The organism is Synechococcus sp. MIT S1220 (assembly GCF_047303025.1).
Taxonomy (GTDB): Bacteria; Cyanobacteriota; Cyanobacteriia; order PCC-6307; family Cyanobiaceae; genus Parasynechococcus.
The window spans coordinates 2,121,942-2,136,726 of the sequence record NZ_CP138939.1; the positions used below are offsets into that span (position 1 = coordinate 2,121,942).

The window sequence follows — 14,785 nt, forward strand, 5'->3', positions numbered from 1 at the left end:
TGGCCGTCAAGGATATAACTTGGAGTATGCCGATCGAAGGTGGTACTTATTCTCTGAGCCTTCACTGGAAGGACAGTACGTAAAATCACAAGCGGCACATGGTTGAGCAACCAATTATTGAAATTCCAAATCTTGTATCCGTACTGCCGCGGTTAAAAGATCAGCCAAGCATGGCAAGTCGCACTTTCAGACCACATATTGGCATTATCTTGACGACAAGTTTGATCGAATTTATTGAGTTTTGCAATAGCTGGCTAAAGCAAATGAAGTTGAAATAATGGTGAGTCCTAAAGAGTAAGCAACAATTTCTTGGATTTTAGCAATTTAATTTTTTGTTCCCCAAGCAAGAATCAGTTTAACCTGCGCTGGCCACCCTTAGGCTTAAATGATTTTGCCTCTTCGACTTTCGCTCGACATTTCTTGATCAAATCCCATATTGCCTCTTTGCTGATTAATGGCTCGATTTCTGTATACGGATCCCCTATCTCGCCACCTCCTGCAACCAATTTGTTGTAGCCATTAACCATGTGACAATAACCTTCAGTGTATTCATATATCTTGACCTCTGACGTCGCGGTCCATCTCGTTGCAAAAAAGCTTACCGGCTCATTGAATCTGACAAATATTGTCCAAACAATTAGGCCACTATTCTTGTTATACTTGAACATCTGGGCAATTTTTTGATTCTTATTCGGAAATGACATTTTGGCTTTTGTTTTTTGTAGTTTAATCGATATTTGAAGATTAATCCAATTCTTTCAATAGCTCTGATACTCCTATGGCAGTCGCCTCGATATTCATAGCCCCCTCCAATGCTTTACAAGCTGCGCTCATTACTGAGGGAAGTTCTCTGAGCTGGAGCATGTTCCCTGTTTCGAAATGATGCTGCAAACTGCTTTCCACCATTTGAAGTAGCTCTTCAGCTCGATCTCCAACCATTCGAGCCCGGGTGAGTTGTTCCTGACGGAACGTCTCCAGCTGGTTCTTGTAACGCTCTAGTTCAGCCTCAGTTCGCGCTTCTGATGCTTGCTGAAGCATCCCCGAGTCGTAGTCAGCCAGACGCTCGACCCAGTTCCACTGTTCTGCCCGTCGGCGCAGGGTCGATTCAGAACATCCCACGAAATCCGCTGTCTGACTGAACTGGCGGCTGGGACCAAAGTCTCGATGGAGCAGGAGCTGCTCGTAGGCATCTGCTGGCTCGTCGGAAAGCTGGAGAAAAGAGTTCATCGACTTGTGCGCTTTCCAACAGGCTTCCAACGGGCTTCAACAAGCCCCAATGAGTTGCAGGCCAGAAGCGCAAACACAGCGAAAGTGCTTCCGAGCCTTGTCCGTAGCCAATAACTCCAGAGTTCCAGTAGGAAAAGCCGGAGTTATTAGCTACCGATCCCCTGGCAACACCCATCGGTACAGCTGCTGCTGCGCTCCCCTGGGCCCCACTCTCTTTGCATCACTCACACCACCCAGGCTGCGCACAACAGTCCCGATCGTCCGCGCCGGTTTGGCACCTGTGCCCTTTATGTCGACCTGTAGCCAGGTCGCATTACGCAGCATCCGAACCGCCTCAGAAGTTTGCAGGGCCTCCGCAACAGACTTGACCAGCGCGTCGTCTCCCGCACGATGCTCTCCATCACATAACCGCCCCAGCCCAGCGCTGAGCAGCAGCTCCTGCACCTCGCTCAGGTTTGCGGACAGCAGGTCCGCGCCCGCGCTTCCGACCCTTGCCTGCTTCGTCGCTGCCATGGCCTCTGCCTTGGTCTCGGCTACCTCTTGCTCAGCTCCGGCTGCCTGCAAACGCAAGCTGTGCACCAGCAGCTGACGCCACGGGTCCAGCTCCCGGTAGTTCATCGGCTCGGTGCGTTTCTCCCGCTGACCCCCAGCTCCCTTCGGCCGATGGAGTGGCTCAACAGTTGCCAGCTCTTCTGTGGCCCAGCCGTCCACCGCCGCGTAGTGCAGCGTGTAGTCCCGGAACAGGGCCAGTTCTTCGATCTGGCGCTGGGCTGCCAACACGTAGACCCTTTCCAGCAGCTCGATCTCCCATCCATCTGCAACGGCGAGATCAGCCGCTTGCTCACGCGCCTGGCGCAGCTCCTGTCGGATCGTCTCGATCTCCCGCCCCATCAGCGGCAACGACCGGTCCCATGACGCCGTGGGTACATAAGCCACGCAGGTAGTTGCGGTCCTTTCGCGCCGACCCGCCTGGCCGCCACAGATGTTCGGCGGCAGTGTTCTCCCGCCCGCAACAAACACCGTCTCGGCAAATGCCCCAACCCAGCTCACCCCGGACTGAGCCACCGGTGTGCAGATCACCACGTCCCAGTTCTCCACCTCACCCCGGAGAACTCGCCGGGCTGCTTCGTTGTCTTTGCTCTCGGCATCGATGACCAGCACTCGGATGGCAGGCACCGCCTGAAGCAGAGCATCACGCAGCCCCCTGGCCGAAAGCCCGCGCTGTCCCTCCCCGTCCTTGCCCCTAGCACCTGTCACAACAAGCAGAGGTTTGTCTGTTGCAGAGCGGGCCTTGGCATGGCCCAGCAGGCAGTCCCGCCAACGGTTCTGCTTCGAGGTCCAGTGCATCAAGCGCGTGGGAGCTGCAGGTGGGCACCCCAACACCCGCGCTGCCTCTCGACGACCAATGCCGCCCAGCAACTCCCGCTCAGGCTCACCGGCCTGCGCATCCATGGCCAACACCACCCCGGCCGCAGCTATAGACCTCACCAAAGCCACTCCAGCTCGCCAACGCTCAGCAGGGGTCTCCCACATCGTCCCCGGTCCACTCGATGACAGCAGCAAGTCGGTGATCATCTGCCGCACCTCGTCCAGGATCAGGACGATGGCCATCACACCCTGTCCGGTTAATACCGGTAGCCGGCCGGTGTCGCCGTAGGACCAGAACTCTCCCCACACCTCAGGCCCGCCATTGCGCTTGGACGGGTTTCCCAGCGACTTAAGACAACAGACATAGCGATCGGGCTGGGTCCCCGGCTGAGAGAAGGGATCGCCTCTGCCTGTTTTCTGCCCTGAGACGTTCACGGCCCGCAGTTGTGGGGCCAGCTGACTGTTGATCGTCCGCCTCGGCGTGATTGCCACCACCGAGAACTTGCATCTGGCACCCACCCAGGTCTCAGCCAGGCGATCCACATACCCACAGGCCCCTTGGGTTTTACCCGTGCCCGTCCGGCAGACCACCATTGCTCCACCCATCGTCCAGAGTGCTTCGCTGATTGCCTCAGGGGTCGGCTCCACCAGCTCGGTTGGCTCCAGAACACCCTGAAGCTGCAGTGTTGGCCGCTTCCAGCCGAACTCCCGCTCTGCCCAAGCCGCCAGCCAGGCCAGGTGATCTGCAGTCCCCGCAGCATCCAGATCGAATGTTCTGCACCACTGCCGCAGGCCATCCAGCGATGACCGACCCTCCTTGTCCAGATGACCGGTTCGATGCAGGACCTCTGCCGCGGTCTCCGCTCCCAACGCTCTGCTGAGGGCGCTCACCAGCGATAGCACTGCTCCATAGGTGCCGGCTCCAGGTATCCGCACCGGCACCGCACGGGCGAGGTCCACCAGCGCATCGATCCGGTCATCACCGCTGAGGCCCAGGAACTGCCTGCCCTCGCAACTGCGGGCGAGCGCCTGTTGGGTAACGCTTCGCGGCACAGCTGTTCGCTTGGCCCATTCCTCCACTTCCGGCCAGGACAACCCGAGTGCCCCCAATGCCACTGAGCCCTCTCCCCACTGGATCACCGCCGCTACTTTCCCGGTTTTGCGGTGCACCGCCCCCGGCAGTCGCATCACCTGTGTGGGGCGATGGCAGGCCACATCCAGTGCTCCCTCTGGCAGCTCAAGCCCCGCTTCCCGTGCAGACTCCGTGATCAGCGCATGCCAACGCTTTGAGGTCTCTCTGTAGCGATCCACAGGGATCGCCTCGGCAGCAGGAATCCATGCGTGCAAAGACTTCCCGCCGGTATCGAGAAGCGTGAATCGGATGCCGTAGCGCTCTTCCACCGCTGCATAAACCTGCCGCTGTAGCTCGTGGCTATCCGGTAGATCGATCTCGGCACGCAAGCCATAAACGTGGGTGATCTGCGATTTCTTCGAGCCGCCCACCCCGGCGATAAACCCCAGTTGGCGTCCTTTCTTCAGCTCAATGAGCAACCTCTCCTGCACCTCCTGAGAGAGCGCCTCATCCCAGATCACCGGTAAGGCGCCGCCGCCATCAGCGTCTGGACGCCATCTCAGGTGCCTACTGCCATCACCCCCGTAGAAGGTCACCACGATGGGCCATCCATCTTGAAAACCAGCGGCTTGCTTCAGGAAGTACGGAACTGTCTTGAGTGCATCCCTCACAATCTCCATCTCTTAGGGCAGAGTTTGTTGCGTTGCGAAAAGAAGTTCGCACTAAGCAGTAACTTATTCATAGCGCATAGCAATTTTTATCTGAATAGTAAATACAATACTTTCATTGAAAATTAGTTTTCAATGAAACTCGTCTAAGAGTTCTACTAACTTGCCTCTGCATTAGGCATGATTCACTGAGTTATGGATCGGCTTTCGGAGGCTTGCGAATACCCGAGAAAAAGATTGAAGCGATATTCAAGCTCAGGCCTATGCTGAGAAAGCATCAGGCGTTCAAGTGATAACTAGAATCCAGCCAAGCCGGTACCATTTGAGGTACCACTTCCTGCCGCCAACTGACTTCTTGACTTCCTTGCTAGCAACTATAGGGCGAAAAGTCAAGGAAGCGTCTTCAGGCATCTTGCTAAATGATGTTAAACAAGTTGGCCCGTAGCGTCTGCATTCTCGCGACTGATCGACTACCATATTTAGTGCTTATAGTGCAAATCAGGCTCCAATACTAATAACAACTCAATAATATTAGGTTACTGTTATTAACTCCCCCGCCCCGAAATACATTTATGGCGGCTATTCAGGCACACCCCTTCAGCACATGCCAGGACCTCCTACTGGCTGAATCAGTGGCTATCTCGGTAGGCAGCTGCTGCAGGTGGCGATGATATTTCCGAAGCTGGCGATCTCAGCCACATGGCCGATGCCCTCGGATACGCCTGCATAGCGCTCCAGAAAGGATTGCTGCCCTGGAGCCTTGGCATCACCGGCTTTCGCGTGAGCTGAGTGATTGGACGTTGAAGGAATCGGGCTAATGGGGTTTTGCAGCAAGTAGTTTTCGCCGTTCGAGTGGGGTAACAGTCAGATACCGAACGGCAAATTCTTCTCTGCCTAGAAGCTGAAGCTCTTCATGCAGGCTGAGTGCAATTTCAAAAATTTCCTCAGGCTTCATTTTCCTAACTTCTCTATATCCTTCCCACTTTGTTTTTGCCAGCCGAGGTGGACAATCTGAGGCTCTGGTTGTGGCGATCAAAATGGCTTGTTCCACAAGCCATGCCTCTAACCTAGGCAAGGCAATGAAGTCATAAAGTTCTCCGTATTCACCACGTGAACCTTTCTTTCTGGTCTCCAAGTCATCAGCGATACCAGGCTTTGCAAACTCAGGATATTTTTTGAGTGGGAAGACATAGAAATATCCATCAATTTCAGGGTTTCTGAAACTTCCTTCAAGCCAAGCTCCGATACTGTCCCATCCGCCTTGTTTGCATCCACAAGATTGCTGCAAGCCCGATACAGCATCTCTCAGTCTTGCTTGACAAATTGTTCCGCAATCGCATTGAAATTCCCACGTATATGTGGCTTCGCCTGGCTTTTTCCCCAGGCTCCGCAGAGCTACGAGAGAGCCAAATCTCTCACCTGTCCGATCAGCAGCGCTTGTAATTTTGCTGCAACCGCAGTTGGCGTTGCGGTGAATCCGAACGTTGCCAACGTAACGCTCGCAGGTATTGCCGCAATCGCATTGCCAAAGCCATTTGGCCTGAGCAGGTGACTTGTTTTTGGATATCTGTTTAAGAGCAACCAACATGCCACAGCGCTTGCCTGTTTGGTCAATACTTCTTGACTCAGCTTGCCGTTTATCTCCACAATCACTACATCCAATGAATCCTTGTTTCTTGAATCGATGTGTAATTGTTGATGCGGCTTGTGTTAACTCATTTCCGCATTTGCATCGCCAAACATACATTGCAACACCTTTGTTGCCATTGGCTTTTGTTCGGTTGTGGCTGAAACGAATAGCAGTGAGGTCACCAAAGGTTTTGCCTACAACATCAAGGCGTTGAGTCTCTGCAACGCGGTCTTTGCCGTAGCAGCCGCAGCTGTTGGTGTTGCCACTGATAAGTGCAGGAGCTGTGACTTTGGTTGTTTTCCCACAATCACAGCGACATTCCCAAAGGCGAGCCTTGTTTTTCCCGTAGTTGTGGCTTCCCAAATCACGGATAGCAACCAACCTTCCGAAACTCATATTGGTGAGGTCCTTCCTGGAGGCTTCTCCAGCTTTTCTCATGGGCACGCCCATATGTTTCAGGAGGAAGCGAATGGTCAGGCTTCCGGTGCCATGTGCTTTTCCAACTTCCTCGACTCTCGCTCCCCTCAAATACATTTCTTCGATCGATTTGCGCTGAGCCGCATCAAATCGAGCAATTGTTTTTTCTGATGGAGGTGTGCCCATGTCCCTTATATATGCGATGAGCGGATTTCACAAAACCCCCAATCGGGTGATCTCTTCAGTCAATGGATGGAAGGATGTGCGTCACCAGATCAGCGTTGACCCAGCGGATCACGCCAGAATCCACATCGGCGATCTGAAAGAGGTTGTGGATCTTCGGGTCACGGGCAGCACCGCCGCAGTGGATCACCTGCCCCATCCACCAATCCTTCTCGGCCTTCTCTCCGGTCTGAAGGTCGTGCTGGACGATGACCGTCATCCCTGGGGCCACGTCCAGGAACATCGGCCTGTCTGACTCGGGCGAGCTGTAGACCCCGTGATCAACCGACACGCTGGCGAGGCTAGGACACCAGTACTAGCCACTCAATGATGAACTGGTCGGCTGTCACCAAAAACCGCCACCAAAGCTGTCACCAAAAACGTCACCAAAACGGCAGAACCGCGATACAGGCAAAATGCAGGCTGCAACTGATGTTTTAGCGATGTTGACAGTGTATTACGACATTCACCATGTACTACGACGCCTGATCATTCAGATCTGACAGCGCTCAGTCGCTCGACATAGTTCAAGTTTTGAGCCTACAAAGCCCTCCTGGATGGGGGGCTTTTTTATGCAAATAATCCCATGAAGAATGCAACCAACCTTGCCACCTGACCAGAATTCGCCTGCCATTCAATGGAGATGAATGGCTTTAGGGAAGAGATGAGAACCATCACAAGAACGCAGGGCAAAACATTGAACATGCTTGGTTGCAGCCACGCGGAATCCGCTGAACCATGGTCAAATTGGTTTGTCCTTTTTGACAAAACTAGACATTTGAAATCAATCGACAATGCTTCTCAGTTTTAGAATTTGTCGAATCAAAGGTTCACGTCCGAACAATTAAGGCAGGATCATATGCAACCTCAAGCCAATCAGGGCGACGGGTTCCAAGCATCAAATGATTTCAATCTCCAATTAATCTCTCAGAAACCCTCAGAACAACCGTCGAATGATTGTTTGTTTAATCAATATCACTTGACACCAACCAAGCCACCCACAAAATTGGAAATTTTTGTAGAACAATGCAGTGATTTGCATTGCTGAAACATCAAGGGGAAACTCTTGATCTATCCGAAACCTGTCGGTCAAAAAATGCTCTCCATTCCAGTCAACCGTGATTGATCAGGGGCGATTGAGGCGGCGACGAGATTGATCACCACGTTCTTCAAGGGATCGACCCCAACCTTCCAGCATGAAGCAGGACACGACATCTGGTCACGTCAGCGGGTGATTTCGGCTGTAATGGTCGGTGTTTCGCTGAGGTCCATGGCGTCGACTCCTCTTAGCAAGCTGGCGTACCAGACCCTCCAGCAGGGAAAAACCATCGCCGGTCTCGCCCATAAGGAGCTCAGCACCAAGCTGATGGAGTTGATGGCACCGGAAACGGTTCCGAAGACGGAACCGGTGTCATCTGAACTACTCGATGAGCTGAGACGGTCCATGTCCGCCTTACAGGAGCGTGATTGGCAGGACGCCGAAGAGGGCGTCTATCCAGTGGATCTTCTTTTCAAAGCACCATGGCTCGATTGGGCCAGCCGCTATCCGCTCGTTTGGCTGGACCTGCCCTCAACCTGGGACCGCCGCCGTGATCGGAACGTCCGGGATCTTCCCGATGAAACGGAGGCTTCGATCTATCCGGACTATTACCTCCAGAATTTTCACCACCAGACCGACGGCTATCTGAGCGATCACTCTGCAGCTCTCTACGACCTGCAGGTCGAGATCCTGTTCAACGGAACTGCCGATGCCATGCGTCGCCGTTTGCTTGCCCCTCTGAAACGGGGGCTTCGCCACTTTTCCGACCGCTCCCCGTCTGCACTGCGGGTTCTTGATGTGGCGACAGGAACAGGTCGGATGCTTCAGCAGATTCAACGCACCTTGCCCCATGCGGAATTGATTGGAGCCGATCTCTCTGCGGCTTATCTCAGACAGGCCAATCGCTGGTTAAACGACAGCAATGACCACCTTGTTCAATTGGTCCGCTCCAATGCCGAACAGCTTCCGTTCAAGGATCACGGATTACAGGCTGTCACCTGTGTGTTTCTTCTGCATGAACTACCTGGTGACGCCAGACAAAATGTTCTGAATGAGTGCTGCAGAGTTCTTGAACCGGGCGGAGTTCTGGTTCTTGCCGATTCAGTGCAGCTGGCCGATTCGCCCCAATTCGACACCGCGCTCGACAACTTCCGCAAGGTGTTCCACGAGCCTTACTACCGGGATTACATCAGTGATGACATCGAGACACGTTTATCCGATGCAGGTTTTGACGGTATTCACGCCGAATCCCACTTCATGACTCGTATCTGGTCTGCAAAAAAACCTCTTCCAATCGAGGTCTGAACGCATTCCCTGACACCACACCTTGCGGGGTTCACGCGGGGCCATAGGGTAAGCGCGTTCCATGAGGACTCTCATGACCAATCCCTTCAGAGTCCGATGGCTGAAGGGCTGGCAGTTCCAGGTTGTCCTGATGGAAGGGCACGTGCAGGTTGAAGCCCATGGTTTCGGTATCTGCCTGAGAACTGCAGTGCTTCCTGGTGAAAGTCCGAGCGCGGCAGCAGATCGTCTTGTCCTGGGAGAAGATCGGCGCCGTCGAGCCCTCCATCACGCCTGGTTGCGTAGTCAAGATCTCCCTCAACCAGCCGAACTTCCCGTTCCACCGCTGGCAGATTCCGAATCAGAGCGTCCCGTTTCTCTCGTGGTCGTCGAGCAGAACAATCCGGAATTGGTTGCATAACGACTCTGCAACCTTCGTATTGATCACTCAAAGTTTGGCCAGGAACCAAGCAGCGGCAAATCCGGTTCCCCCCCAACGCAGAATCCTCCAGAATTGAGCTCCTCCCTGGGGCTTGATCATCCAGCCTGTGGGACGATTCTGAAGCAGGAGTTCACCCGTTGCCTGCCGTTGTTTCCAGCGTCGGCTCGCAACACCGCTGAGCTTGCATGCTTTGGACTGGCACTGGCCCTGCTGAATCAGTTTTGAGGCAGCATGCAACCAGCGCAGCGGATGTCTGGGCCTCCCTGGTCCAACGCCCCGTTCCGCCTGCATGCTTGTAATGCAACTGGATCCATCCTGACCATCCGGCATGAGCGGACAACCCCCTGTTTGGCCTGAAGGCTCACTGGAGAAATCCAGAGAGCTTCACGCAGATCTGAGCATCGGTGATCGCCAATGGCATCAGTTGAAAACACGCCGTGATCGCCGTGCGGCTGAATTGCTGTCAGCTGCGTTGGCGCGATTGGTCAACAACGGACCTGATACGGAGGTTGAGCAACTAACAGCACAGGCCCTGAGCTGGCTCCGGGGAGAACTCAAAGATCCAGGTTGTCCCCATCGTTGACCGGACGTCGACAGGCCAATTGCAGACGATTGCCGCGCCGACTCCAACGCACGTCGTCGAAGCATTGATGAATCAGAAACAACCCGCGCCCGCTTCGCGCATCCAACTGCTCCGGCAAGACAGATTGCCGGGCATGGTCTGGTAGTCCGACGCCTTCGTCCTGAACCTGCCAGATCAACCAGTTGGGGGTCAGGATGCGTCGAACGCGCACCTGTTTGCTCGGGTCCTCGCTGTTGCCATGCCGAACCGCATTGACGAGCGCTTCGTGGAGGCCCAGTTCGACCCTCTGACACGTCACAAGACATCCAACTGGCTCGATCAGCAGCTCCATTAGTGGAGTTAACTGAAGGGTGGAGGGGAGGACAAAATCCGCCCATCGAAACCGGACCCGGCGGGGTGTATGGACCAACCGGCAGAGCATTCACTTCTTCTGAACCTAATAGGTCTGGGTCAACCGGTCAGTCGAAATGACAACCATTGGGTCAACGTCGATCACACAGGGCTGGATGGTTCAGCAGAGCATCCATGAGTCGAACCCCTCTCAACTGGTTGATGAGTGGCATGTGACCCTCCGGCGCTTGCATCGACCAAGTGAAGGCGCCTGGGTAACGCGTCCAAACCCCATCCTCTTTCCACCCGATGCGCGGCCACAAACGCTCATAGCGACCATCAAAACCAGCCAGCAAACGTGCTTGAACGGAGAATCCAAACCGTCCCTGCGAATAGGCCATCCAGAGACGATCCAGCGTCTCTAAGTCCTGACCTGCCATGGATGGAACTTCACTGAAATAGACGTACCCGCGACGCTCTGCCTGGGAACCAGCCAACTGGCGCAGGACAGCACTGGTGAACCGATCAGCGGCTTCAAACTCCTCGCGAAGAAAGTGCTGCTGCAGTGGCGCGTAATCGATACCGACAGCCGAGTCGGCTTGAAACCAGCCCAATTCCGATGAAGGGAGCAGAGCGTTGAGCGCTGCGGGTTGATGACGCTGGAGAACCTGAAGAATCCAACCGGCGGCCCAGTCATCCCCGCTCGGGTCGAAAGGACGCATCACGTCCGGCCCCAAGTCAGCAAGATCACTTGCGCGGGACTCCACGCTACGGATCAGTGAACGCCGTTGGCGGGCGCTTCCCGCTGCGAACCGATCAAGCAACTGATCGGCACTGAGGCTTGTGGTGGAAGAAGAACCAGACAGCATGAGTCGCAACCGGCCCTGACTGGCATGGCGTTGGCCCACTATGTCAAACATGGCAGACGTGCGTTCTGAACCGATTGATGTCCTTCGCGCCAAGGACGGAGTGATCATCGATGTACGGAGTTCGTCGGAATACGCCAGGGGGCATTGGCCTGGAGCGGTGAATCTGCCGCTGTTCAGTGATCAGGAACGGGCCGACGTCGGAACCACCTACAAAAAATGCGGCCGACGGGATGCCATTCACCTCGGCCTGTCTCTCACCGGACAAAAACTCACGACTCTCGCGGATCAACTGGAAGCTCTGCGGAATCAAGGACCTCCACGGATTTATTGCTGGAGAGGCGGGATGCGATCCGCGAGCATGGCCTGGTTGGCCGACCTTCTCGATCTCAACCCCTCACTCCTCAGCGGCGGCTACAAGAGTTATCGGCACTGGGTCCGCGAGCAGTTTTCCAAAGCTTGGCCGCTCCGCCTGATGGGTGGCCGGACTGGGACAGGGAAGACGGACCTATTGCTGGGCCTCCGGGGGCGAGGTGTTGCCGTCGTCGATCTGGAAGGACTTGCCAACCACCGCGGCAGCAGCTTTGGCGGACTGGGGTTACCACCACAACCAACGACAGAGCATTATGAAAATCTCCTGGCCGAAGAGTTGGATCACTGGCGTCTGAATGGTGCAGAGGCAATCTGGCTTGAGGCGGAAAGCATTCAGGTGGGGTGCTGCCGAATTCCCGCCGAGTTGTTTCATCAAATGCAACAGGCCCCGGTTCTTGAGATCCAACGCGGTCCTCGCGAACGGGTGAAGCAGCTGGTTGGCGTCTATGGGCAGCAGGGACAACAGGCCCTGGCGGACGCTACTGCACGGATCAGCCGTCGGCTTGGTCCACAACGTACGGCCCAAGCGCTGAAGGCGATTGCGGAAGAGGACTGGACAACAGCCTGTGAAGCGATGCTGGATTACTACGACCGTTGCTACGACCGTGAACTGAAGCTGTCGCCCGAGCGCACTTTCCTCGACATCAGTGGACTGGATGCGGACCAGGCCGCTGAACGCATGCTGGAGCTCAACTTGGCTTGATTCTGCGCCTAAGATCCCGCTTCTTGATAATGATGAAATGAGTGACGCATCCGGCAGCGCCTACATACAGTTCTTCCGTGGCGTCAACGAACCTGTCGTTCCCGACATCCGCCTCACCCGCAGCCGAGACGGAAGGACAGGGCAGGCCAAGTTCGTGTTCGAACAACCCCAGGCCCTGGCTCCGGAAACCCTCGGTGATATCGGCGGGATGTGGATGGTGGATGAGGAAGGGGAGATGGTCACCCGCGAAGTGAACGGCAAGTTTGTCAATGGCAAACCCAGCGCCTTGGAAGCGACCTATACCTGGAAGACCGAAGACGATTTCGAACGGTTCATGCGATTCGCGCAGCGCTATGCGGCGGCGAATGGTTTGGGATATTCACAAAATCAAAATTCCAGCGAGTCTGAAGAATCCCCAGAAGCTGACGGGTGAAACTGCCGCAATGGCTTTCGCTGGCGGCCCTCATTGCGGCAGTTGCTCTGATCTGGAGCTTGAGAGAGGTCGTGCTGATGCTGTTTGCAGGGATCGTCATCGCGATGGCCCTCTGCACCCTGGTAGGCCTCTTGCGTGCCAGGCGTCCTATGGCCAGGCCAACCGCCCTGTTGATCTGCCTTGGGGGTGTCATCGCGCTGATCGCCGTCGTTTCGGCCGTGGTGATTCCACCATTCATCGATGAATTCACAACCCTGCTCCAACAACTTCCGAAAGCTGCCCGGGAGTTGGTTCAACTCGCCCTGGGTGGGGTTGATCAGATCAGTGATGCGATCTATGGAAATGACGCCATCCCCGATCTGGATCGAAAGGGCCTGAACAGCACTGGGCTCATCCCGGATGGCGGCACTCTTGCCTCCGGTGTCAGTTCCGGTCTTGTGGGTCTTCTCGGTCTGGCTGGAAACCTTGGCAACGTGGCCCTGAGGATTCTGTTCACCCTGGCTGTGGCCCTGATGGTGAGCGTGCAACCCAAGGCTTATAGGGACGTCGCCATTCTTCTGGTCCCCTCGTTTTATCGGCGTCGGGCGAAGTCGATTCTGTTGCAGTGCGGCGAAGCGCTCAGCAGCTGGATGGTTGGTGTCCTGATCAGTTCACTTGCTGTGTCACTTCTCTGTGGACTGGCGTTGACCTTGCTGGGGGTGAAACTGGTGCTGGCCAATGCATTGCTCGCAGGTCTCCTCAACGTGATTCCGAATGTGGGGCCGACCATGAGCACCGTGTTTCCCATGGCTGTTGCCCTGCTGGAAGCGCCCTGGAAATCAGCTGCGGTGCTGGGGGCTTACATCCTGATTCAGAACATCGAGAGCTATGTGATCACCCCTTCGGTGATGCAGCACCAAGTCAAACTGCTGCCGGGGCTCACTCTTGCTGCACAGTTCATTTTCACGGTGATCTTTGGTCCGCTCGGACTACTGATGGCGTTGCCCCTTGCCGTGGTTCTTCAGGTTTTGGTCCGCGAGATCCTGATTCGTGATGTCATGGATCGTTGGAGGCCTAGGAGGCTGTCGGCATGAGTGCACGAAGTGTCCTGGTAGCGCTGACATTTGTTGTGCTGGCCTTGCTGATCTGGCATCTCCGCTGGGTGCTTTTGGTGTTGTTCGGCGCTGTCGTCATCGCAGTCGCCCTGGATGTATTGATCGTTCAGCTCCAGGCCCGCAGCCGATTGAATCGGCCCCAGGCTCTGGTGTTGGTCGTTCTGATGTTGGTCCTAACGAGCGCCTTGATTGGCAGTCGTCTGTTTCCTGAGCTGGTTCTGCAGATTCAGCAACTCGGCCAAGACCTGCCTGAACTGGTGAACAAGATTTCCTCCATCCTCAGCGGCGATCCGAGGCTGCAGGAATTGGAGGCATCCATCAACGGCAGTCTCAATTTCGAACGATTGCAACCAATTGGAGCCCAGTTGCTGGGCGTGGCTGGAGGAGCTGCCAATTCATTGGTACAAGCCTTCCTGATGGCACTGCTGGCCTTGCTCCTGGTTCTTGATCCACAAGCCCACAGCAGCATGCTTCTCGCCATCACACCCCGACCTGCACGGGATCAGATGGCCGTTCTGCTGACTGACTGCCGCAGTGCCCTGGGTGGATGGCTCGCTGGAATGACCATCTCAGCGATGACCGTGTTTCTGATGACCTGGGCAGGACTGGCCTTGCTGAAGGCACCCCTGGCGCTGCTCAGTGCACTGGTCTGCGGACTGCTCACCTTTGTGCCCACCATCGGACCGACAGCGGCAACACTCTTGCCGACTGGTCTTGCCCTGCTCCAGTCTCCACAACTGATGGTGACAGTGCTGATGTTCCGCCTGGTGCTGCAGAACCTCGAGGCGTTTCTGCTAACCCCTCTTCTCTTGCGCAAGACGGTGAACCTGCTTCCGACCGTCGCGTTGATGGCCCAGTTGAGCCTTGGAGCGCTCTTGGGGCTTCCCGGTGTTCTTCTGGCTTTGCCCCTCGTTGTTGTTCTGCAAGTGGTGATGCAGAAAATCGTGGTGCAGCAGGTGATGGATCGCTGGGTCTGACGGCATTCAGCGCTGGGCTGCACCACCGTTCCAATAACGTGATGAGATCTCCGGAGCAGCG

General features: G+C 55.5%; 15 protein-coding genes. 7 read left to right on the forward strand and 8 right to left on the reverse strand.

Features of this window, described 5'->3' with window-relative positions; translation table 11 throughout:
* Positions 1 to 350: 350 nt before the first annotated feature.
* The 5 genes from SIB64_RS10840 to SIB64_RS10860 all read right to left on the reverse strand — a co-directional run bounded on the left by SIB64_RS10840 (position 351) and on the right by SIB64_RS10860 (position 6,896).
* A complete protein-coding gene (locus tag SIB64_RS10840; protein WP_413440221.1) occupies positions 351 to 527 on the reverse strand; it encodes a hypothetical protein in 177 nt (58 codons plus the stop codon).
* A gap of 217 nt (positions 528 to 744) precedes the next feature.
* Complete coding sequence (locus SIB64_RS10845) at positions 745 to 1,227, reverse strand: hypothetical protein (protein WP_413440222.1); 483 nt, start codon at positions 1,225 to 1,227, stop codon at positions 745 to 747.
* Between the two features lie 150 nt (positions 1,228 to 1,377).
* A complete protein-coding gene (locus tag SIB64_RS10850) occupies positions 1,378 to 4,347 on the reverse strand; it encodes a hypothetical protein (protein ID WP_413440223.1) in 2,970 nt (989 codons plus the stop codon).
* Between the two features lie 802 nt (positions 4,348 to 5,149).
* Complete coding sequence (locus SIB64_RS10855; RefSeq protein WP_413440224.1) at positions 5,150 to 6,568, reverse strand: hypothetical protein; 1,419 nt, start codon at positions 6,566 to 6,568, stop codon at positions 5,150 to 5,152.
* A 55-nt stretch (positions 6,569 to 6,623) separates the two neighbouring features.
* Positions 6,624 to 6,896, reverse strand: coding sequence for a DUF3104 domain-containing protein (locus SIB64_RS10860; RefSeq protein WP_413440225.1), 273 nt, complete (start codon positions 6,894 to 6,896; stop codon positions 6,624 to 6,626).
* Positions 6,897 to 7,874: 978 nt separating this feature from the next.
* Between SIB64_RS10860 and SIB64_RS10865 the strand changes: the two genes are divergently transcribed.
* Complete coding sequence (locus SIB64_RS10865; RefSeq protein ID WP_413442994.1) at positions 7,875 to 8,948, forward strand: class I SAM-dependent methyltransferase; 1,074 nt, start codon at positions 7,875 to 7,877, stop codon at positions 8,946 to 8,948.
* Positions 8,949 to 9,021: 73 nt separating this feature from the next.
* Positions 9,022 to 9,345 carry a copper-binding protein gene (locus SIB64_RS10870; RefSeq protein ID WP_413440226.1) on the forward strand — a complete coding sequence of 108 codons (324 nt, stop codon included), beginning with the start codon at positions 9,022 to 9,024 and terminating at the stop codon, positions 9,343 to 9,345.
* Between the two features lie 27 nt (positions 9,346 to 9,372).
* On the opposite strand, the gene SIB64_RS10875 is transcribed toward SIB64_RS10870, so the two are convergent.
* Positions 9,373 to 9,657: a hypothetical protein gene (locus tag SIB64_RS10875; RefSeq protein ID WP_413440227.1), complete on the reverse strand. Its 285-nt coding sequence runs from the start codon at positions 9,655 to 9,657 to the stop codon at positions 9,373 to 9,375.
* A gap of 37 nt (positions 9,658 to 9,694) precedes the next feature.
* On the opposite strand from SIB64_RS10875, the gene SIB64_RS10880 reads away from it, so the two are divergent.
* Positions 9,695 to 9,949 carry a DUF6439 family protein gene (locus SIB64_RS10880; protein ID WP_413440228.1) on the forward strand — a complete coding sequence of 85 codons (255 nt, stop codon included), beginning with the start codon at positions 9,695 to 9,697 and terminating at the stop codon, positions 9,947 to 9,949.
* On the opposite strand, the gene SIB64_RS10885 is transcribed toward SIB64_RS10880, so the two are convergent.
* Positions 9,921 to 10,370: an ATP-binding protein gene (locus SIB64_RS10885; protein WP_413440229.1), complete on the reverse strand. Its 450-nt coding sequence runs from the start codon at positions 10,368 to 10,370 to the stop codon at positions 9,921 to 9,923. The two genes, SIB64_RS10880 and SIB64_RS10885, sit on opposite strands and share 29 nt — an antisense overlap.
* A 61-nt stretch (positions 10,371 to 10,431) precedes the next feature.
* The gene (locus tag SIB64_RS10890) at positions 10,432 to 11,148 is read right to left on the reverse strand and encodes a GUN4 domain-containing protein (RefSeq protein ID WP_413442995.1); all 717 of its coding nucleotides are present in this window, start codon (positions 11,146 to 11,148) and stop codon (positions 10,432 to 10,434) included.
* 40 nt (positions 11,149 to 11,188) lie between these two features.
* Between SIB64_RS10890 and mnmH the strand changes: the two genes are divergently transcribed.
* Genes mnmH through SIB64_RS10910 form a run of 4 tightly spaced genes read left to right on the forward strand, consistent with a single transcriptional unit; the run spans position 11,189 to position 14,724 of the window.
* Positions 11,189 to 12,220 carry a tRNA 2-selenouridine(34) synthase MnmH gene (mnmH, locus tag SIB64_RS10895; RefSeq protein WP_413440230.1) on the forward strand — a complete coding sequence of 344 codons (1,032 nt, stop codon included), beginning with the start codon at positions 11,189 to 11,191 and terminating at the stop codon, positions 12,218 to 12,220.
* Positions 12,221 to 12,257: 37 nt separating this feature from the next.
* Positions 12,258 to 12,653, forward strand: coding sequence for a photosystem II reaction center protein Psb28 (gene psb28 / locus SIB64_RS10900; protein WP_413440231.1), 396 nt, complete (start codon positions 12,258 to 12,260; stop codon positions 12,651 to 12,653).
* Entirely contained in the window at positions 12,650 to 13,726 is a 1,077-nt protein-coding gene (locus SIB64_RS10905; protein ID WP_413440232.1) for an AI-2E family transporter, read from the forward strand. Before psb28 ends, SIB64_RS10905 begins: the two co-directional genes overlap by 4 nt.
* Entirely contained in the window at positions 13,723 to 14,724 is a 1,002-nt protein-coding gene (locus SIB64_RS10910; RefSeq protein WP_413440233.1) for an AI-2E family transporter, read from the forward strand. Before SIB64_RS10905 ends, SIB64_RS10910 begins: the two co-directional genes overlap by 4 nt.
* Positions 14,725 to 14,785: the final 61 nt, after the last annotated feature.